The sequence below is a fragment of the Stenotrophomonas sp. Marseille-Q5258 genome, assembly GCF_946900935.1.
GTDB lineage: Bacteria > Pseudomonadota > Gammaproteobacteria > Xanthomonadales > Xanthomonadaceae > Stenotrophomonas > Stenotrophomonas nematodicola.
In genome coordinates, this window is sequence record NZ_CAMPPN010000027.1 from 36,057 (window position 1) to 55,437 (window position 19,381).

The 19,381-nt window shown below is 67.4% G+C and carries 18 protein-coding genes and 8 tRNA genes; 15 read left to right on the forward strand and 11 right to left on the reverse strand.

What is annotated here, in order from left to right; genetic code table 11:
• The first annotated feature begins 116 nt into the window (after positions 1 to 116).
• Positions 117 to 623, forward strand: coding sequence for a hypothetical protein (locus tag OC534_RS16495; RefSeq protein ID WP_136006943.1), 507 nt, complete (start codon positions 117 to 119; stop codon positions 621 to 623).
• Here OC534_RS16495 and ptsJ read toward each other — a convergent pair.
• Complete coding sequence (gene ptsJ / locus OC534_RS16500) at positions 590 to 1,912, reverse strand: transcriptional regulator PtsJ (RefSeq protein ID WP_153165261.1); 1,323 nt, start codon at positions 1,910 to 1,912, stop codon at positions 590 to 592. The genes OC534_RS16495 and ptsJ overlap by 34 nt on opposite strands.
• Before the next feature lie 58 nt (positions 1,913 to 1,970).
• Here ptsJ and OC534_RS16505 point away from each other — a divergent pair, with 58 nt between their 5' ends.
• From OC534_RS16505 to OC534_RS16515, 3 genes are read left to right on the forward strand one after another with little or no spacing between them, the layout of a single operon-like run.
• Positions 1,971 to 2,756 carry a YggS family pyridoxal phosphate-dependent enzyme gene (locus OC534_RS16505; RefSeq protein ID WP_262072202.1) on the forward strand — a complete coding sequence of 262 codons (786 nt, stop codon included), beginning with the start codon at positions 1,971 to 1,973 and terminating at the stop codon, positions 2,754 to 2,756.
• The gene (locus tag OC534_RS16510) at positions 2,753 to 3,457 is read left to right on the forward strand and encodes a glutamine amidotransferase (RefSeq protein WP_262072203.1); all 705 of its coding nucleotides are present in this window, start codon (positions 2,753 to 2,755) and stop codon (positions 3,455 to 3,457) included. The genes OC534_RS16505 and OC534_RS16510 overlap by 4 nt, the downstream gene beginning before the upstream one ends.
• Positions 3,454 to 3,690, forward strand: coding sequence for a hypothetical protein (locus OC534_RS16515; RefSeq protein WP_026070944.1), 237 nt, complete (start codon positions 3,454 to 3,456; stop codon positions 3,688 to 3,690). Before OC534_RS16510 ends, OC534_RS16515 begins: the two co-directional genes overlap by 4 nt.
• 71 nt (positions 3,691 to 3,761) lie before the next feature.
• On the opposite strand, the gene OC534_RS16520 is transcribed toward OC534_RS16515, so the two are convergent.
• Positions 3,762 to 5,939, reverse strand: coding sequence for a hypothetical protein (locus OC534_RS16520; RefSeq protein ID WP_153165263.1), 2,178 nt, complete (start codon positions 5,937 to 5,939; stop codon positions 3,762 to 3,764).
• A gap of 314 nt (positions 5,940 to 6,253) precedes the next feature.
• Between OC534_RS16520 and OC534_RS16525 the strand changes: the two genes are divergently transcribed.
• Positions 6,254 to 6,625 carry a hypothetical protein gene (locus OC534_RS16525; protein ID WP_017357151.1) on the forward strand — a complete coding sequence of 124 codons (372 nt, stop codon included), beginning with the start codon at positions 6,254 to 6,256 and terminating at the stop codon, positions 6,623 to 6,625.
• Between the two features lie 6 nt (positions 6,626 to 6,631).
• On the opposite strand, the gene map is transcribed toward OC534_RS16525, so the two are convergent.
• Both map and OC534_RS16535 read right to left on the reverse strand, forming a co-directional pair.
• A complete protein-coding gene (gene map, locus OC534_RS16530) occupies positions 6,632 to 7,432 on the reverse strand; it encodes a type I methionyl aminopeptidase (RefSeq protein ID WP_017357150.1) in 801 nt (266 codons plus the stop codon).
• Complete coding sequence (locus tag OC534_RS16535; protein WP_017357149.1) at positions 7,429 to 7,641, reverse strand: ParD-like family protein; 213 nt, start codon at positions 7,639 to 7,641, stop codon at positions 7,429 to 7,431. Before OC534_RS16535 ends, map begins: the two co-directional genes overlap by 4 nt.
• Before the next feature lie 139 nt (positions 7,642 to 7,780).
• Here OC534_RS16535 and OC534_RS16540 point away from each other — a divergent pair, with 139 nt between their 5' ends.
• Positions 7,781 to 8,164 (forward strand): hypothetical protein, encoded by a 384-nt coding sequence (locus OC534_RS16540; protein WP_017357148.1) that lies wholly within the window; start codon positions 7,781 to 7,783, stop codon positions 8,162 to 8,164.
• Positions 8,165 to 8,186: 22 nt separating this feature from the next.
• Here the strand turns inward: OC534_RS16540 and OC534_RS16545 are convergent, their stop codons facing one another.
• The 7 genes from OC534_RS16545 to OC534_RS16575 all read right to left on the reverse strand — a co-directional run bounded on the left by OC534_RS16545 (position 8,187) and on the right by OC534_RS16575 (position 17,424).
• Complete coding sequence (locus OC534_RS16545) at positions 8,187 to 9,089, reverse strand: cation diffusion facilitator family transporter (protein ID WP_262072204.1); 903 nt, start codon at positions 9,087 to 9,089, stop codon at positions 8,187 to 8,189.
• A gap of 28 nt (positions 9,090 to 9,117) precedes the next feature.
• Positions 9,118 to 11,406 carry an Orn/Lys/Arg decarboxylase N-terminal domain-containing protein gene (locus OC534_RS16550; protein ID WP_017357146.1) on the reverse strand — a complete coding sequence of 763 codons (2,289 nt, stop codon included), beginning with the start codon at positions 11,404 to 11,406 and terminating at the stop codon, positions 9,118 to 9,120.
• 21 nt (positions 11,407 to 11,427) lie between these two features.
• Complete coding sequence (gene adiC, locus OC534_RS16555) at positions 11,428 to 12,777, reverse strand: arginine/agmatine antiporter (RefSeq protein ID WP_017357145.1); 1,350 nt, start codon at positions 12,775 to 12,777, stop codon at positions 11,428 to 11,430.
• Positions 12,778 to 12,828: 51 nt separating this feature from the next.
• Complete coding sequence (locus OC534_RS16560) at positions 12,829 to 14,262, reverse strand: DcaP family trimeric outer membrane transporter (protein ID WP_017357144.1); 1,434 nt, start codon at positions 14,260 to 14,262, stop codon at positions 12,829 to 12,831.
• Between the two features lie 360 nt (positions 14,263 to 14,622).
• Entirely contained in the window at positions 14,623 to 15,441 is an 819-nt protein-coding gene (gene dsbG / locus OC534_RS16565; RefSeq protein ID WP_026070942.1) for a thiol:disulfide interchange protein DsbG, read from the reverse strand.
• 39 nt (positions 15,442 to 15,480) lie between these two features.
• On the reverse strand, positions 15,481 to 16,284 hold the full coding sequence (locus tag OC534_RS16570) for a TlpA disulfide reductase family protein (RefSeq protein WP_136006954.1): 804 nt from the start codon (positions 16,282 to 16,284) through the stop codon (positions 15,481 to 15,483).
• A 75-nt stretch (positions 16,285 to 16,359) separates the two neighbouring features.
• On the reverse strand, positions 16,360 to 17,424 hold the full coding sequence (locus OC534_RS16575) for a helix-turn-helix domain-containing protein (RefSeq protein ID WP_136006956.1): 1,065 nt from the start codon (positions 17,422 to 17,424) through the stop codon (positions 16,360 to 16,362).
• Between the two features lie 226 nt (positions 17,425 to 17,650).
• Here OC534_RS16575 and OC534_RS16580 point away from each other — a divergent pair, with 226 nt between their 5' ends.
• The 9 genes from OC534_RS16580 to OC534_RS16620 all read left to right on the forward strand — a co-directional run bounded on the left by OC534_RS16580 (position 17,651) and on the right by OC534_RS16620 (position 19,381).
• Positions 17,651 to 18,049 (forward strand): heavy metal-responsive transcriptional regulator, encoded by a 399-nt coding sequence (locus OC534_RS16580; protein ID WP_136006959.1) that lies wholly within the window; start codon positions 17,651 to 17,653, stop codon positions 18,047 to 18,049.
• Positions 18,050 to 18,197: 148 nt separating this feature from the next.
• A tRNA-Ala gene (locus OC534_RS16585) sits at positions 18,198 to 18,273 on the forward strand.
• A 52-nt stretch (positions 18,274 to 18,325) separates the two neighbouring features.
• Positions 18,326 to 18,401: transfer RNA gene (locus tag OC534_RS16590), tRNA-Glu, on the forward strand.
• A 145-nt stretch (positions 18,402 to 18,546) separates the two neighbouring features.
• Positions 18,547 to 18,622, forward strand: a tRNA-Ala gene (locus OC534_RS16595).
• A gap of 50 nt (positions 18,623 to 18,672) precedes the next feature.
• A tRNA-Glu gene (locus tag OC534_RS16600) sits at positions 18,673 to 18,748 on the forward strand.
• Between the two features lie 124 nt (positions 18,749 to 18,872).
• Positions 18,873 to 18,948: transfer RNA gene (locus OC534_RS16605), tRNA-Ala, on the forward strand.
• Positions 18,949 to 18,996: 48 nt separating this feature from the next.
• Positions 18,997 to 19,072, forward strand: a tRNA-Glu gene (locus OC534_RS16610).
• 109 nt (positions 19,073 to 19,181) lie between these two features.
• Positions 19,182 to 19,257 (forward strand) — tRNA-Ala (locus OC534_RS16615).
• Between the two features lie 48 nt (positions 19,258 to 19,305).
• Positions 19,306 to 19,381: transfer RNA gene (locus OC534_RS16620), tRNA-Glu, on the forward strand.

Here is a 19,381-nt window from a genome sequence, read left to right on the forward strand (position 1 = left end):
TATCGCGATGCATTCGTTCATAACGTGACGTGCATCGCTTCGATGCGGCATTTTCCGACTGGTCGCCGCGCGAAGCTTTCGGTATCGTCGGCGCTTTCCAAGGACTCGGAGAAACCATGTCGCGCGCGCTCACCCTCACCACCCTGGTGGTTGCCAGCCTCGCGCTGGTCGTGTCCAGCTGGACCGCGTTGGCGCTGCACCAGAGCCAGGCGCGCGATCGCGTGATCACCGCGCGCGGGTTGATCATCGAAGATGGCTCCGGCCAGGCCCGCGTGATCCTTGGCGCACCGGTGCCCGATCCGCTCAGCAAAGGTGTCTCGCAGGGACCGCGCGCCTCGCCGCTGTCCGGCCTGATCCTGATCGGCGCGGACGGTTCCGAGCGCGGCGGCTACGGCACGGCCGATGTCGGCGACGAAGCCATCCTGACTCTGGACGACGCCACCGGCACCACCGAAGTGTTCAAGGTCACCGCCAATCCCGACCGTGGTGCCACGCTGGTGATCAAACACCAGAACAGCACCGGCGCGATGCTGACCTCATGGCAGGGCAAACCCGAACTGATCTTCGTGGGCGACAACGGCCAATCGCACTACGTGCGGCCGAGCACTCCCAGCGCGCCCTGAGCCTGCAACGCCTGCTGCAGGTCCACCGCCAGACGCCGCGCATCGGCCGCGCTCAGGCTGGCCGTGGTGATGCGCACGCCATGCACACCCGGCTGCACCGCGAATACCTCGCCGGCGCGCAACTGCCAGCCGCGCTGGGCCATCGCCAGTACCAGCGGCTGGCTGTCCTGTGCCAACGGCAACCACAGATTCAGGCCATCCATCACCGCCGGTGTCGCGATGCCGCGCTCGCGCAGCGCGGCCTGTACCCTCTGGCACCGCTGGGCGTAATCGCGCCCGGCCTTGGCCACGCGGGCCAGCACCCGGGCCGAGCCCAGCGCCGCCGCCGCCGCGTCCTGCAGCAGATGGCTCACCCAACCGGTCCCCGGTGCCAACCGCAGGCGCAGCCGGGCCGCGGTATCGGCATCGCACCCCAGCAGCGCCAGCCGCAGGTCCGGCCCCAGTGACTTGGACAGCGAGCGCACCAGCGCCCAGCGCTGTGTGCCCGGCGGCAGCACCGAGTGATATGGCTGCTGCGACAGGCCGGCGAAATGATCGTCGATCAGTACCAGCACCTGCGGATACCGCTCCAGCACCTGGCGCAGCGCGCGGGCGCGACGCGCGCTGATGCAGGCGCCGGTAGGATTGTGCGCACGCGGGGTCAGCAGTACCGCGCGGGCGCCCGCCTCCAGCGCGGCGGCCAGCGACACCGGCTGCATGCCTTCCTCATCGATCGACACCGCAACCGTGGCGTGCCCGGCCGCCCGCAGCGTATTGAGGCTGCCGAGGAAGCACGGATTCTCCACCGCCACGCGGTCGCCGGGCAGCAGCCAGCCGGCCAGCACGCGCTCGATGGCGTCCACCGCGCCGTGGCTGAGCTCCAGCGCATAGCCGGCCGGGCAATCCGGGTCCAGCTGCGCCCGTGCCAGCAGCGCCAGGGTGGGGTCGAGCGTCGGTGTGCCGTACAACCGCGGCGCACGCGCAGGCAGCAGCGCGCGCAGATCCGGCAGCCACTGCGGGTCGGGATTGCCGCTGGACAGGTCGAACAGTGTCGTCCCCGCCGCACTGCCTTCCTGTGCCGACGCTACAGGACGTGCGGCCACCACGGTGCCACGGCGACCCTGGGTCACAGCCAGTCCCGCGGCATCCAGCCGCTTGTAGGCGGCCGCCACCGTGTTGCGGTTGATCGCCAGCTGCGCGGCCAGTTCACGCACCGGCGGCAGGCTGCTGCCTGGCGGCAATGCCCCGCTGAGGATCTGCTGGCGGATGCTCTCGAAGACCGCAGCGGCGGTCTGGCCCGTGATTTTCATTTTGTCCTATGCCAATATACGGTTCGTCCCGTGACAGTGTTGCACACCGGAGTCCCCCATGCCCCTTGCCCCACCCGACTGGCCGCAGGCCACCACCGTCGACGAGATCGCGCACAACCTCGACGTGGTCCGTCAACGCATCGCCCGCGCCTGCGCCCGCGCCGGGCGCGACCCGGCGGGCGTCCGGCTCCTGCCGGTGAGCAAAACCGTCGATGAAGCCCGCCTGCGCCTGGCGTGGCAGGCCGGCTGCCATGAGCTGGGCGAGAACAAGGTGCAGGAGGCGCAGCGCAAAGCCGCTGCGATGGCCGACCTCGCCGGTCTGCGCTGGTCGGTGATCGGCCATCTGCAGACCAACAAGGCGCGCGACGTGGCACGCTTCGCCAGCGAGTTCCAGGCGCTGGACAGCCTGCGCGTTGCCCAGGCGCTGGACCAGCGTCTGGCGCTGGAACAGCGCACGCTGGGCGTGTTCGTGCAGGTCAATACGTCCGGTGAGGCCAGCAAGTACGGGCTGGACCCGATCGCGGTCGCCGATTTCGTGCAGCAGTTGCCCGCCTTCCCGCACCTGCGCGTGCGCGGGTTGATGACTCTGGCCGTGTTCTCCCCCGACCCCGCACAGGTGCGCCCCTGCTTCGTGCGCCTGCGCGAACTGCGCGATCGCCTGTCGCCGCAGCTCCCGGCCGGGGTGAGCCTGGATGCCCTGTCGATGGGCATGTCCGGGGATGTCGAGATCGCCATCGAGGAAGGTGCCACGGTGGTCCGCGTCGGCCAGGCCATCTTCGGCGCGCGCAGCACTCCGGACAGCCTTTACTGGCCCGCCCCCGCAGCAGCAGGGCCTGCGCCATGATGGCGGCGCCACAGCGCCGCGCCGTCGCCATCCGGCACGTCGCGTTCGAAGACTGCGGCACGCTGGGCACCGTACTGGCCGGACGGGGCTGGGAGCTGCAGACCCTGCAGGCCGGCATCGATCCGCTGGACGCCGCTGACACCGCCGATCTGCTGATCGTGCTGGGCGGACCCATCAGTGCCAACGACACCGATACCTACCCGTTCCTGCGCCTGCAGCTGGCACTGCTGGAGCGCCGCCTGCGGCAGCAGCGGCCGATCCTCGGCATCTGCCTGGGTGCGCAGCTGATCGCGCGCGCGCTCGGTGGGCGGGTCGCGCCGATGGGCGCCCGGGAAATCGGCTTCGCCCCGCTTTCACTCACCGATGCCGGCATGGCCTCGCCCCTGCGTGCGTTGGCCGGCATTCCGGTGCTGCACTGGCATGGCGAGACGTTCACGTTGCCACCCGGCGCACAGCGTCTGGCAGCCACAGCGGCATGTGCGCAGCAGGCGTTCGCCCTCGGCACGCACGTGCTTGGCCTGCAATGCCATCCGGAACTGGATGCGCGCCGCACCGAGGCCTGGTTGATCGGCCATGCCCACGAGCTGCACGCTGCCGGCATCGATCCGCGCGTGCTCCGCGATCAGGCGGCACGCTACGGCGCACCGCTCGCTGCCGCCGCACGCGACCTGTTCACCACGTGGCTGGAGGCATGCGCATGAGTGGCTACCGGCTGATCATCCATTGCCACGGTGTGCGCTGGGGCCAGTTCGACAGCGACGGCCCGGGCGCGCGCGACCACCTGGTGGCGCTGGCCGGTCGCCTGCCCGCGCAGGATGGCTTTCACCTGCAGTGGCAGCAGGCCGTGGGCGAACAACGGGTGCTGCACAGTGGTCCGGACGGACTGAAGGTCCTGAGCAGCGCGCCGGTGTACCGGGACATGACGGCCCCCTGAGCTCCATCGCCGGTCGCGGGGCACGCAGCCGCGCACCGTCGCGCGCACCCAGCGCGTCCGCAGCCGGCGCGCTAGGGCGCCGGTGCGGTCGCCGGCAACACGCGCGGCTGCTGCTCGTACCATTCACGGGCGCCGGCCAGGTGCCACTTGCGCTGCTGGCCATCCAACTCGATTCCTGCCCCGAGCACGCCCCACCGCAGGTACAGGTTGCCGCGCCGCTGCGCGCGGGCCAGGTCCAGCCGCGCGCGCAGCGACAGCCGTTCGTTCTCGGCCTGCAGGTCATCCACCCACAACTCGCCGCTGCGCCAGCGCAGTTGGCCACTGGCCTGGACCTCGCCGGAATCGAGCAGGCCCAGTACCCAGCGCGGATACGCACTGCGTTCGGCGAACACCCCCAGCAGCGGCCCAGCATCACGCAGCCGCAGATCGGCCTGTGCAGTGACCTCGAACGGTGCGGCCGCATCGATGTGGCCCTGGCGCAATGCCACGGTGCCCCACCAGTTGGCCGGTGCGCTGGCATCACCGACGCGGATGTTGCGCAGATCCACCGTGGTGCCGGCCAGGTCGAACTGCCGGGCGTCGAAGTCGGCCCGACGTACCCGTGCCTTCAACTGCGCGTCGCCACGCATCGCCAGGCCGGCCACCTGCAACTGCGCACCTCGACCGCGCAGGTCGGCGCGACCGGTACCCACCCGGCCGGCCGAATCCAGTTCGACATCGCCGCTGAGCAGGCCGGTGCCACCGAGCAGACGCACATTGTCGCCCTCCAGATAGCGGTTGTAGGCGGTCAAGTCCGGCACCCGCGCATCGTTGAAGCGCAGGTGCGCACGCATGCCGTCACGCAACTGCTGCAGCCGCGCATCGCCACGCAGCGTCAACGCCATGTCGCGACCGTCGAACAGCAGCGCCTTCGGCGTGGCCGCCGGTGCCGCGCGGAACCGGGGAATCTCAACGTCCAACTGCGCCTGCGCGGGTGCGCCTGCGACGATGCGGCCGTGCGCGTTGGCGTCGCCCTGCAGACGGACCCCGGCCACTTCGGCCACCGCGGCCACCTGCGGAATATCCAGCGTACTGCCCGGCGCGAGCTGACCTTCGGCAATCTTCAGGTCGCCTTCCAGCAGCCCTCCCCCGTCCAGATGGAACCACGGCTTGCGCACGAACAGGTCGGCGATCCAGTTCAGGGACTGGAACTGCCAGGCGCCACTGACCTGCCCGGACAGCCGCGGCAGCAGGTCCGCCGGCGCCTGGAACGGAATGCGCCGCCCGGTCACGCGCAGATCGGCGTGCAGTTCACTGCCGGTCTCCGGGTCACGTGGCAGCCGCGCCTGCACGCGCATGTCCTGCGCCACATCCAGCTGCAGCGACAGCAGACCGCGATCGGTGGCATGCACGCCGGCATGCACCGGCACCCGCCAGACCACCCGGCTGCCCGGCTGCAGCACGCCACGATCCATCGTCACGTCGGCGTTGAGCCGGGCATTGGAGGGCATGCTGCCGACCTTGATGTGCGCACCGGCCGTATCCAGACGCAGCCCCTGGCTGCGCGCATCGATCCTGAGCTGCGCCCAGGTAATGTCGAACTTGCGCAGCCCCGGTGCCTCGTCGCGGTAATGACGCGGGTAACGGAACCGCGCCTCCAGGTGCGCGTCGTCCAGCACCTTGACGCCATCGAAGGTCACTGCGGCCCGGTCGAACGCCGCGGTGGAATCGAACAGTTCCGACGGACCGCCGCGCAGCTGCTTGAGGAAACCGACCGTGCCACTGCCCTGGCCGGTGACCAGCAGCTTGCCGAAGCGCCCGCTGCGGATGCTGTCGCTGTGGATCGCGTCGAAGCGCAGGGTCCAGCCGCGATCACTGCGTGGCGGCGGCGGAATCGCCGCGTCAACACGTTCCACCTCCGATTCCACGCCGCTGGCGTCGATCCGCGGGATGCGCACTTCGCGGCGGAACAGCGCCGGCAGCGCGATCCAGGCGCTGGCCCGGTCGGCGCGGAAGATGTACACGGTGCGGTTGGCCTGGCCGCGCATGCGCACGTTCCAGACGATGGCGTGTCCCGGCACCAGGGTCAGCGCCGCGCCGGTCTGCATGGCGAACTTCTCCGGCTTGCGGTTGGTGACCGCGTCGAACAAGGGCGTGTTGAGGAAGACATTGCCGGCCACCAGATACAGGGCATACGCCACCAGCAGCGACAACAGCGCCACGCGCCACGGACGGGGCCAGCGGCGTACGCGCTCGGGAATCAATGGCATGGGCAACGGCAACCGGCAGCAGGAACAGCCCCTACTATCGGCACCGGGCCTGCGGCGGCACGTGAAGGTGCGCTGTGGCTGCCCAACGTCATGGCTGCCCGGCATGGGGCCACGGGCGACCTGGTGCGCCTGTTTCCCGAGTGACGGATCGACCCGATGCCGATGCATGCCGCCTCCCCCGAGCGGGCACGTGAGCGCCAGACTGCGCGCCTTCATTGAATGCGTCGCCGGACGGATGGGACACTGGGCGCCGGTCGATCGCCCGGGTGCATCCTGACCGTGCCCGCCACGACCCACCTCGACAGGAACCCTCCATGCATCCCCGCCTCCGCATCGCACTGCTCGCCCTGTTGGGCACCGTACCGGCCCTTGCACAGGCACAGCACGCCGAACCTGCGCAGGACCTGCCGCTGACAGCGCTGCTCGGCTGCCATTTCGGCTACGCGCAGCAGCACCATCGAAGCACCGCCAGCGCCACCGAGATCGCGCTGGCGGCGGCCTCGCACTGCGACGCCGCACTGCAGGCGGCCGGTCTGGATACCTACCGGCGCGCGCTGGAAGCAGGCCTCCCGGTTGACGATGCGGAGGCCTCCCGCCAGGCGATGATCGAGGAAATGCGCGCGATGCTGCCCGGCTTCACCATCGACAAGGTCATCCAGGCCCGCGCCGCGGCCGGCGATCCCTGAGCGTGCTCAGCGTGGCAGTGGGCGATGACCGGCGTATCGCCCCAGCGTGTCCCGCTCGTCGCTACGCAACGTCAGCACCTCTACCCCGTCGGCGGTCACCAGCACAGTGTGTTCGGCCTGGGCCGACAACCGGCCGTCGCGCGTGGTCACCGTCCAGCCGTCCTCGCTGATGTCGATGCCCGCCCGGCCCTGGTTGATCATCGGTTCGATGGTAAAGGCCATGCCTTCCTCCAGCGCCAGGCCGTCGCCACGGCGGCCGTAGTGCAGCACCTGCGGCTCTTCATGCATCTCGCGCCCGATGCCGTGGCCGCAGAACTCGCGCACCACGCTGTAGCCGTGCGCCTTGGCGTGCTGTTGGATGGCAAAACCGATATCGCCCAACGTCGCGCCCGGCCGTACCACGCCGATGCCTTTCCACATCGCCTCGCGGGTCACCCGCACAAGCCGACGAGCCGCGTAGTCCACCTCGCCGATCAGATAGGTCTTGCTGGAATCGGCGATGTACCCGCCTTTCTCCAGGGTGATGTCCAGGTTGACGATACTGCCGGCACGCAGCACGTCCGCAGCCGATGGCACGCCGTGGCAGACCACGTTGTCGATCGAGCTGTTGAGCACATACGCGAAGCCGTACTGGCCCTTGCTGGCCGGGCGCGCGTGCAGCCGGTCAACAATGAAGTGTTCCACCCAGTCGTTGACCTGCAGCGTGCTCATGCCTTCCAGCGGCAACCGGTCCAGCGCCTCGAACACCGATGCCAGCAGCCGACCCGCTTCGCGCATCCGCTGCTGTTCGTCGGGCGTCTTGATCATGCCGGCACCGCCGGCAGCAGGCCGGGATCGACCCCGGCGGCGCGCAGCTCGCGGCTGACGATCTCCTGATAGCTCAGGCCGGGGTTCATCTCGCACAGCATGCCGATACGGATCCAGAACCCGGCCTGGGCGTTGATCGAGCGGCCGGACACGCCGCTGGCGCGGCGCAGGTTGTCGTGCAGCGCGTCGTCGATGTTGACGATGCCCATACAGGCGCTCCAATACGAATAGGATATACACCATATATGTTCCATATATGCCGTGCAATACCGCAGCCGATGCGGTCGCCACCGCCACCGGTCCGTGCGAGGATGTCGCCGACGGCAACGCCCCGAACGGAGAAACGCAATGCGCAGGATGCTCCTGGTGTCATCGGCCGCCGTGGCGGCGCTGGCGGCGGGCGTGGCGCTGGTCGGCTATTCGCCATCGGCCTGCGGCTGCGTGAGCCCGATCGACACGCTCACCCACAGCGCCGGGCTCGACCTGCCCGGCATTCCCGTGCCTGCGGCAACGATAGAGGCCGGCCTCAACCGCACCATGCGCGGCCGCCCGGCCGATCCGGCATCCACCGACTTCCTCTATTACCGCTGCCGGTCACCGTCGGCGGATCGCCTCGTGTGCAGGGTGCCTGTCGATGAATCCCCCCTGCTCACGCGCGGATTGGACGTGACCTATCACACCGTCCAGGGCCGCATCAGCCACGTCAGCGTGCGCCGTTCGATCTGGCTGTAGCAGTCGCTGTACCCGCTCCCCTTCAGGTCCACGCCGGGTCGGCGGTGAAATCGATGGTCAGCCAGAATTCGCTGCCGCGAGCGTCCAGGCGCGCGGCGATCTCGTCGCGCAGCGCGTCCACGCTGCCGATGGTGCCGATGACCGTGTCCGGATGGGTCAGGATGTGGATCTCGACAAACCGCATGCGCCCCATCTTGGCGACGTGGCTGGTGAAATCCAGATAGCCGTGTTCGGCCACGAAGTCCTTCATCACCGCCTGCACGCGCGCGTCCAGGGTGTCCGGCGCCACCTGCAGCACCTCGCGCATGGCCTTCCAGGCACTGCGCAGCGGCACCGGCAGCACCGCCAGGCTGATTGCCGCCAGCACCAGCGGGTCCAGATAGGGAATCCAATGCGCATGGTCGCCGCCGCGCAGCAGCAGCGCCAGCGCGAACGCCAGCACCACGGCCAGGCTCATCAGGCCGCTCAGCAGCCAGGCGCGCACGTCCAGCCACAACAGCGCCGACTGCAGCCGTATCGCCCGGGTGCGCACGAACGCAGCCATGCCCAGGTTGCTCACGCACAGCACGGCCGCCCACACCAGGGCAGGCCCGGCTTTCACCTCGTGGCCGCCGGTGGTCACGCCGATCACCGCATTGGCCAGTGCGTAAATGCATGCCAGCGACAGGATCGCCCCGCCGAGGGCCTCCACCATCGGCTCCAGGTGCCAGTAGCCGTACTGGAAGCGCGGGCTTTCCTCCCGCGCCACCAGCCGCAGCACCGACAGCGCCACCAGCGTCAGCGCCACATCCACCAGGCTGTAGACCCCGTCGAACAGGATGGCCTGCGATCCCACCAGCAGGCCACCGCCGAAGCCGACGGCGCTGACGGCCATCGTCATCCCGATGGAGAGTTTGAGGACCCGCTGCTCGCGTGCTGTATCCATCGCTTGCCGAGGGTCCGTCGCGCAGGCGTCAGACCTTCAGCACCTCCACCTTGTAGCTCGGCGTATCACCGTCACGATCGATGATAAGCCCGTGCACGTCCGACTCGAAGCCCGGGAACCGCGCATTCTGTTCGCGGGCGATGCGCAGCGACTGGATGATCGGCTCGTCGGTGGCACCGAAACGCTCACCCGGCATGATCGTCGGGATGCCCGGCGGGTACGGCACCAGCATGGTGCCGGCGATGCGGCCGCTGATCGCCTCGATATCGACCCGCTCGATCTGCCCGCGCACCAGGTGGTCGTAGGCCTCGGCCGGCGTCAGCACCGGCTCGGGCAGGTCCACGTACATCTCGCGCATCACCTGTGGCACGGCGAACTCGCCATTGAAGGCATGCAACGCCTGGCACAGGTCGCGCAGTCCCCAGCCCGCGTACGCCTGCGGGTAGTCGGCGACCAACTGCGGCAGGGCGCGGCTGAGCGGCGCATTGCTGTCGTAGAGCTCCTTGAACGCCATCAGTTCGGTCACCAGCGTGCTCCACTTGCCCTTGGTGATGCCCATCGAGAACAGGAACAGCACCGAGTACAGGTTGGTCTTCTCCACCGTAATGCCGCGCGTCCACAGGAACTTGCTCAGCACCGCGGCCGGAATGCCGCGCTGCCCCATCTCGCCGTCCATCGACAACCCGGGGGTCAGCAACGTCACCTTGATCGGGTCGATCAGCACATAGTCCTCGACCAGGCCATCGAAGCCGTGCCAGTGCGCGCCAGGCTGCAGATACCACTCCTCGCGCTTGGCCACCATCGGCGCCGGGGCGTCGCCCTTGGCCAACGAACGCTCCAGCTTGTCCGGCTGCCACACACTGAACCACCAGTCGTCGCGACCGAGGTCTTCTCGCACGTGCAGCATGGCGCGCCGGAAGGCGATGGCCTCATCGTGCATTTCCTGCACCAGGGACTCGCCGGCCGCCCCTTCCATCATCTTCGAGGCCACGTCGCATGCGGCAATCACCCCGTAATGCGGGCTGGTGGTGGTGTGCATCATGAACGCTTCGTTGAAGCGCTCGGCGTCGAGTTCGCGGCTGGCCGCATTGCGGACATGGATCATTGACGCCTGTGAGAAGGCAGCCAGCAGCTTGTGCGTGGAATGCGTGGTGAAAATGATCGCATCCTGCTCGCGCGGCTTGCCCTTGGCCATGCCGTAATGGTTCTCGTAGAACGGATGGAACGCCGCATAGGCGTACCAGGCCTCATCGAAATGCAGGAAGTCCACCGCGCTGCCGATCTCCTCGGCAATCTTCTCGGCGTTGTAGCACAGCCCGTCGTAGGTGGAATTGGTAACCACCGCGATGCGCGGCTTGGAGCCGGCCTTGTAGGCCTTGCTCGCCAGCGGGTTGGCGGCAATCGACTGCTGCAGCGCTTCAGGCGTGAACTGGTCCAGGCTGATCGGCCCGATGATGCCGTGCGCATTGCGGCTGGGGGTGAAATAGACCGGGATGCCACCGGTCATGATCAGCGAGTGCAGCAACGACTTGTGGCAGTTGCGGTCCACGAACACCACGTCGCCCCGGCCAACGGTACCGTGCCAGACGATCTTGTTCGCGGTAGAGGTGCCATTGGTGACGAAGAACGTGTGGTCGGCGCCGAAGTTGCGCGCGGCCTCGTTCTCTGCGGCCTTGATCGGGCCGCTGTGATCGAGCAGCGAACCCAGTTCGGGAACCGAGATCGACAGATCGCTGCGCAGGGTGTTCTCACCATAGAACTGGTGGAAGGCCCGACCCACCGGCGACTTGGTGAAGGCCACGCCACCGGCATGGCCTGGCGTGTGCCAGGAGTAGTTCGACTCGGCGGCGTGGTGGATCAGCGCCTTGAAGAACGGCGGCAGCAGATTCTGCATGTAATCTTCGGCCGCGCGCATCACCTGCCGCGAGATGAAGCTCTTGGTGTCCTCGAACAGGAACACGTAGCCGTGCACATACTTGAGCAGCTTGCTGGGTACCTTCTCGATGGTGCGCCGCTCGCCATACAGGAACACCGGCAGGTTGCCGCGCCGCGCGCTCTGCTCGCGCAGGAAGCCGAGCAGCCGCTGGAACTGCTCGGGCTTGTCCTCGGTACCGTCAATGGAAATCAGCACCGCCGAAGCGGCCACATACGTGCGCGCACCGGCCTGTGCATCGGCCAGGGTCAGGCCGCACAGCACGCGCTGGTCGTTCTTGCGCAGCTCGTCAACCAGCGCGCGGATCAGGATGCCACCGATGCGCGGAGACTCGTAATCGTCGTCGATGACGATGATGGGGTAATCAAGCGACTTGAAGTACACAGGCATTCTCCTGGGGCAATGTCACGAAATCCTGGGGTTGCTCACCGCGTCCAGCGCCGGCAGCTGGCCGCGCTGGCGGCGGCGCTCCTCGCTGAAGAACGGATAGAACACGGTGATGAACAGCACGAACAGGAAGGCGTACTGCACGATGCTGCCCGACGAGCCGAAGATCGCCCACAGGCAGTACACGACGGTAATGCTGGTCAGCGCCCAGAACGCGCCGGTATGGACCAGCGTGTGCGAGCGCTCGACCACGAAATAGCAGGCCACGCAGGAATAGATGTAAGGCAGCAGGGTCAGCACGACGGCGGCGGAGGTGATCACATCGAACTGTGCCGATGCGGTGGCCGAAGTGGAGGTCACCAGCACCGCCAGGGTCATCAGCACTGCCACGATCAGCACGCCCTTGACCGGTACGTCATCCTTGTTGGTCCGGCTGAAAATACGGGGGAACAGGCCATCGTCCGATGCCGCCTTTGCGCTCTGCGCGGTCAGCAGGATCCAACCGCCGAGCGAACCGGCCGCGCCGATGAAGGCGCACAGGCTCACCGCCGCACCGCCCCACCCGCCCACCGCGTTGGCTGCGGCCAGCGCGAACGGCGCGTCGGACACCTGCAGTTCGCCGTTGGGCACCATGCCCATGATCACCGACGAGCTGGCGATATAGGCCACCGCCGCCAGGAACACGCCGGCCAGCGTGGCGCGGGCAACGTTCTTTTCCGGGTTCTCCACCACGCCGGCGGTGACCGACGCCGACTCCACGCCGATGAACGCCCACAGCGTCAACGCCGCCGCGCTGGACACCGCGCCGAAGTTGGACTCACCCGACACATTGTAGGCGCCCTTGAAAATGGCCGGATCGAAGAAGAACCAGCCGAAGATCGCGATGCCCAGAATCGGCACCAGCGCGAAACTGGTGGTCACGGTCTGCAACCGGCTGACAAAGGACGGCCCGATCACGTTGGCAAAGCTCAGCGCCCACACCAGTGCGAGTACCGCGATGCAACGCGGCAGGGGCTCGGACAGGATCGGGAAGAAATAGCTGAAGTAGCCCACCGCCGCAATCGGAATGGCCACATTGCCGATCCAGTTGGCGAACCAGTAGATGGTGTTGGTCTGGAAGCCCATGTACGGGCCGAACCAGTCGCGCGCGTAGGCGTACGGACCGCCGGCCTTGGGCGCCAGCTTGCCGAGTTTGGCGAACACGAACGCCAGCAGCAGCGCGCCGGCGGTGGTGATCAGCCAGCCCCAGATCGACGCCGTGCCGATCTTGGCCAGGCTGGAGGGCAGCAGGAACACCCCCGAACCCATCATGTTGCCGGCCACCAGGAAGGTGGCGCCGACCACCCCGATTTTCTTCGCTTCTGCCATGACGGTTTCTCCTTTGCCAGGCATGGGCCCGGTCGCGCCGGGCATGAGGGTTTACTTGATGAAGTTGTATTGCAGGCTGCCCTGCAGCCGCACCGTGTCCGCGCGTTGTCCGTTCTGCTGTTCCAGTTGGCCGTACAGCAGCTCCATGCCCATCGTCCATGACGGAGCCGGGCTCCACAGCAGGTTGAAGACCCCGTAGCGGCTCTGCCGGAAGGCGTCGGCCGCCAGCGCGTCATTGCGACCGCTGGTGAGCTGGCCATAGATCAGGTTCGACCGCCACAGCGGGGTCCAGTAGTGCGTATAGCCGACGAAGCCGCCATAGAGCGACAGCGCCTCCAGGCGGCCATCGGCGGTGACCACGGCGTCCATGCCCGACCCGGTGAGGTCGGCGGTATAGCGTCCCAGGCCTTTGCCGCCCAATGCACCGAACAGCAGCAGATCCTGCTCGCCCACCGACGCCGATCCGCTCAACTGCACGCCACCGCCGAAACGACGCCCATCGCCGTCATCGCCGTCGTAGCCCAGGCTGCGCGCCACCGCGCCGAGCTGCAGATGGCCCCAGTCGCGCTCCATGCGGGCGGTGACGGTGACATCGGGCAGCCGGTCCACCGCCATCATCCCCTCTGCCGGCGCGCTGAGCTGTGTGTCCGGGTCTTCGGCGGCCACGGTCAGGGTATTGCCCTTGCCCATCGCGATGCTGTGGTGGATACCGGCTACCAGCAGATAGCCCGCGCCACCCGGCCCGGCGAAATCGAGGGTATCGGGCAGGCTGTCGGCGTCCATGAAGGTGGAATAGCCATACCCGGCGTAGGTGTTGCCCAGCTGGCCGTAGGCGTGGCGCAGCCGGAACTGGTAGCTGTCGCTGCTGCCGAAGAAGTCGTTCTCCAGGTAGAAGCGCAGATTGCCGTGCGTGGTGGGTCGCCGTGCTTCGAAGCTGAAACGGGTCTGCTTGGCATGCAGCGTGAAGTTGGACACATCGCGGTGCGCGCTGCCCACCGGGATGGACGAGGTGACAAACTGTTCCTGGTCACCGGCCGCACGCGCATCGGCGATCGCATCCAGTTTGGCGTAGCCGCCAATGCGGATCAGCGTATCGGTGCCTGGTACCGCGAAGAAGCCTTTCAGATCGGGGTCCGTCGGTCCGGCCGCACTGTCCGGGCGCGAGGCGGCACTGGACGGATCGGCCACCGAATCGCGCTGCGGCAGAATCGCCTGCCCGCTGCCGGGGACATGCGTTGCGCCGCCGGTCGGCGCGGGCAAGGAAGCCACCGTGCCTGCGTCAGGCACCACACGTGAGGATGTCACTGCGGCGGGGGCCGCCGGGGTCGGCGCCGACTCGATCGCATTCAGGCGCTTTTCCATCGCGTCCAGCGTCTGCCGCAGCGACCGGATCTCCTGGCGCAGCGTCTCGGCCGAATCCTGTGCGTGGGCCGGGACAGCCACCAGCGCGAGCGTACCTGCCAACGTCAACACACCCAGGCGCATTGCGTCCTCCATGAATCACAGACAGTGCTGCCCGTCGACGTCGCCAGGCGACGAAGCAGGGTCCGGCGCGGGATTCCCTCCTCATCCCGGATCGCATGTCGCGTTCGGCACGAATGCCAGCGGCTTGAGTACCAGCCGCTGGGTGAGGAGCTCGTGAATGGTTGCCGACGCGTCGATGACAGTCGCGCCGTGCGACGCACAGCACGCAAAACGTCTGAGGAATACCGCATGCGCTACAGACTAGTGCGCGCCGGATTTTTTACCTTGATCCAGATCAACCGGCGCCGGCGATACCACGGCGCGGCGGTCCGGCGCGCCGGCATTGCACCGGCGCGCGATACGCAGTGGGCCTGGCGCGACTCAGCGCGGGCCCATCACCACGTCCATGTCCTGGCCCTGCGGCATGCCGGCACGACGCTGCAGCATGCCCTTGTCGTCCTTGAACAGAATGCCCGGCGTGCCCTGGAAACCCATCTCGATCATCAACACCTGGTTGGCATCGAGCTTGTTGGCCACCTCCGCGGTGAGATTCGCCGCTGGCTTGATGCCGCCCTGGTCAAATCGATGCTCGTTCTCCAGCAGCGCCGCACTTGGGTTCGGCGCGGTGAGGATCGCCGCCGCCTTGGCCGGGCTGTCCTCGCGGATCACGCCGACCATCACATGGCGCAGCTGCACCTTGCCACTGTCGACCCACGGCCGCGCCGCTTCCCAGAAGCGATGGCAGTACGGGCAGTTGGCGTCGCTGAAGGTGTACACCACCCGCGGCGCGTCGGCGCGGCCATCGCGCACCCAGGCGCTGGCATCGAGCTTGGCCCACTGCCGCGCGGACATCGGCGCGGCCACCAGACGCTCGACCGGCTCGGTACCGATATCCTTGCCCTGCGCGTCGAACAGGCTGCCGACCAGTACGTGCTTGCCATCGGCAGTGACGTACGCCGCGGCCGGCTGCTGCCCGCCGACCACCCCTGCGAACCCGCGCAGGCCACCGGGCGCGTCGAACTCGCCCATCACCTCGAAACCCTGCTGTTCGATGCTCTTGAGCACGGCCGGCCGCTCGCCCGTCTTGCCGGCGGTGGCGGTGGGCGCCTTCGGTGCCTGGGCCTGGCTGCAGCCGGACAGGCTCAACAGCAGCGCGGCGCTCAATACAGTACCCAGCGCAGGGAAGGATGTGGACAGCATGGCAACTCCCGGAATTGAAAGACAGAAGAACCCGCGCAGCTATCGCAGCCGCGCGAGCTTGGATTCCAGACTGGCGGCACTGAGTTCCCCCAGGTGCACCTCCTGCAGCCGCCCGTCACGATCGAAGAACAGGGTAGTCGGATACGCCTGTACATGCAGCGCCGCGGCAGCGTGCATGGGCTCGTCCAGCAACACATTGTGCAGCGACAGCCTTTCGGCCGTGAGGAAGGCCTGAACCTCTTCAGCGGTCTCGCCCTGGTTGGCGAACACAAAGCGCAGGTCGGAATGGCGTTGCTGGGCACGGGCCAGCACCGGCATCTCGCGCCGGCACGGTCCGCACCAGGTGGCCCAGAGATTGACGATCGTCGGCTGCGCGTGTGCGCCGCCCAGCGTGTCGGGCACCCCGTCCAGACGGGTGAGTGCAAGTGTGGGCAGCGCGATGCGATCGCGCTGCAGCCAGCCACTGCCCAGCGACAGCGCGGCCCAGCACAGCACGCCGGCCAACGCGCCGGCCGCCACGGAGCGGCGCAGATGCGGCCAGCGCCGCAGGCGCCATGCGCCCCAGCCCAGGCCGACCAGGATGGCCACCCAAGGCAGGAACCCCCCATCACCCAGGCGCAACACAGCCCAGCCATCGTGGCGGTAGTCGGTCCAGTAGCGCAGGATGAACCCGAGTCGGCCGGCCAGCAGGCCGATCAGCAGCATGTCGAACAATACACTGCGCGGCGTGGGCGCCTTTGCTTTCGGCTCGGCACGCACCATGCGCGCCACCAGCATCGCCACCCCCATCGCAACAAGCACCCACACCACCACCAACGGCACCGGGCCGACACTGCTTATCATCGTTTCGCTTTCGGTATCGGGCCTTCCCGCATGGTCCCAGCATGCACCGCTGCGATCAAGCCGCAGCGCCGCACGTCATGCCGCACGCATGCTCTCCACCGCGCGCACCGTAGTTGCCGCGGCACGCTCGCGACGCTGGCTGACGATCTGACGCCGATAGCGCGCCGGTGTCGTCCCGACGATGCGCAGGAACAGCCGTCGGAAGGCGCTCTGGTCTGAGTAGCCCACGTGGCAGGAGACTTCGTCGATCGCCCCGCCCGCCTGGAACAGCATCTGCGCTTTGGCGATGCGCAGCCGCTGGCAGTACTCGATGGGCCGCATCCCGGTCGCACGCAGGAAACGGCGCTGGAGGGTGCGCGGCTCCAATCCCGCCGAATCGCAGATGTCCTGCAGGCTCACTCCACGCGCAGCGATGCCGTGCAACCAGCGCTGCGCTTTAAGGATGCAGCGGTCGCCGTGCGCGAAGTTCGGGCTGAAGCGTTCCAGATCATCCTGCACGGTCCGCGGAATCACCAGTTGCAGCTGCTGGGACACAGACGACATCACGCTGTGCCCGTACACCCGGGCGAGCAGACGCAGGCTCAGGTACTTCCAGGCATCGGTGCCGGCGGCGGTGAGCAGGTCGCCATCGTCCACCAGCGTGCGCTCGCTCGGCAGCCAGCTGGGCACAACCGCCTTCAGCGCGGCACAGCGGTCCAGGCTGGGCAGCCGCACCGGCCGCCCGGCCAGGACGCCGGCACGGGCCAGCAGCAGCGCGCCCTCCTCGCACCCGGCCAGCAGGCTGCCGGCGTCATGGCAGTCACGCAGCCATGCCAGCAGCGCCTCGCCGGCGACCGACATCGCCCAGCCCGGCTCGTTGCCGGGCAGCACCACGACGGCCGGCAATGCTTCGCCGAACAGTGTGGCACCGGCCATGCGCTGCATTCCGCCGCCGCGTGGGCACAGGGTCCAGCGGGTGACGAGCATGCGCGCGCCGGGCCGCCGACTGGCCGCCGCAACCCGGTTGGAGAGCTGCGCGAGCTCGGAAAGCACCGTCGCAGCGCCGCGGATGCTGCCGGCGTACTCGACCACGGCCACTTCCATCAGCGTTGGCGCAGCCGGCTTGCGCCGCGGCGGAAGGGAGTTCAACGAGGTGTTCATGCGACCTAGCTCCAGCAGCGTTACCCGTCATGGGGGGGGCCGGGAGGCGCCTGCGCGCACGCCCGATCAACAGTTCGCTGGAGGTTACGGACGGCCTCGAGGGCCATCCATGAAACTAATTGCATCTTTGCAGCCAACCTTGCACAGGGCCGCCCAACGGCCAGACCCTTGACCCTCGACCCGGCTCCAGGGTTCACAATGAGGGCGATCTTCTTCCGAGGTGGTCATGAACATTGGACAGCTCGCGCGCCAGGCCGGCGTGCCCATCGACACCGTGCGCTACTACGAGCGGCAGCACCTGCTGCCGACCGCGCGCCGCAGCGCCGGGGGCTACCGGGTCTTCAGCGAAGACGACCTGACGCGGCTGCAGTTCATCCGTCGCGCCAAGGCGCTGGGTTTCAGCCTGGAGGAAATCGGCGAACTGCTGTCGCTCAGCGACCAGCATGGACAGGACATGGCGCAGGTCCGCAGTACCGCCGTGCAGAAACTGCAGGACATCCAACAGCGCATCGGCGAACTGCAGCGCATGCACGGTGCACTGAAGCAGCTGGTGGATGCGTGCCCCGGCCACGGCGAACGCGGCGAGTGCCCGATCCTGGCCGCGTTGACAGCACCGCACCGATAGCCACGCTGCCGTTGTGCACGACACAGGTCACGTATCGCGTTATCGACGCGGCCGCGTGAATGCAGCTAAGGCAATGGATGAGAAATTTCGTGCAGTTTTCTCTTGCCAATCGAAAACGCCGTCGCTATGATTTCGCTCCTCACGACGTGGGGCCATAGCTCAGCTGGGAGAGCGCCTGCATGGCATGCAGGAGGTCGGCGGTTCGATCCCGCCTGGCTCCACCACTTCAATCATTAGGCCGATTGAAGCAACGTGGGAAAAATTCGGTTTTCGTGCGTCCCCATCGTCTAGAGGCCTAGGACATCACCCTTTCACGGTGGCGACCGGGGTTCGAATCCCCGTGGGGACGCCAATTGAAACGCAGAACGCCCCGGTCTTGGCCGGGGCGTTTTGTTTGACACGGTCACTGTCCCGATCCGGTTTTTTTTCAGGGTTGTGTCAGAGAAAAGACTTGGCGAATGCAACGCACACGCGTAGAATTCCGCCTCCAGCATCGTGGGGCCATAGCTCAGCTGGGAGAGCGCCTGCATGGCATGCAGGAGGTCGGCGGTTCGATCCCGCCTGGCTCCACCACTCCGGACATTAGGCCGTCAGGAGCGCTGAAAACATTGATGAGTTCATGCGTCCCCATCGTCTAGAGGCCTAGGACATCACCCTTTCACGGTGGCGACCGGGGTTCGAATCCCCGTGGGGACGCCACTCATCAACGAATACCGAGGCCCGGCACGCCGGGTCTTTTTATTCACCGCCCCCTGCGGGCTTCGAATGTGGTCTTCCACAAACGTGAACACGCAGGTATACTAGGCGGCTCGCGGTACAACGTGGGGCCATAGCTCAGCTGGGAGAGCGCCTGCATGGCATGCAGGAGGTCGGCGGTTCGATCCCGCCTGGCTCCACCACTTCTCCGGACACAGGCCGTCCGACAGAAGCAAAATCCGGTTCAACGCGTCCCCATCGTCTAGAGGCCTAGGACATCACCCTTTCACGGTGGCGACCGGGGTTCGAATCCCCGTGGGGACGCCAACTTCAACAGACAGCCCCGACTTCGGTCGGGGCTTTTTGTTGGTGCCCCAGAAAAAGCTTCCCATCCAGCAAAAGCGCCGCTATGATAGGCGGCTCGCAGCATCAACGTGGGGCCATAGCTCAGCTGGGAGAGCGCCTGCATGGCATGCAGGAGGTCGGCGGTTCGATCCCGCCTGGCTCCACCACTTCTCCGGACACAGGCCGTCCGACAGAAGCAAAATCCGGTTCAACGCGTCCCCATCGTCTAGAGGCCTAGGACATCACCCTTTCACGGTGGCGACCGGGGTTCGAATCCCCGTGGGGACGCCA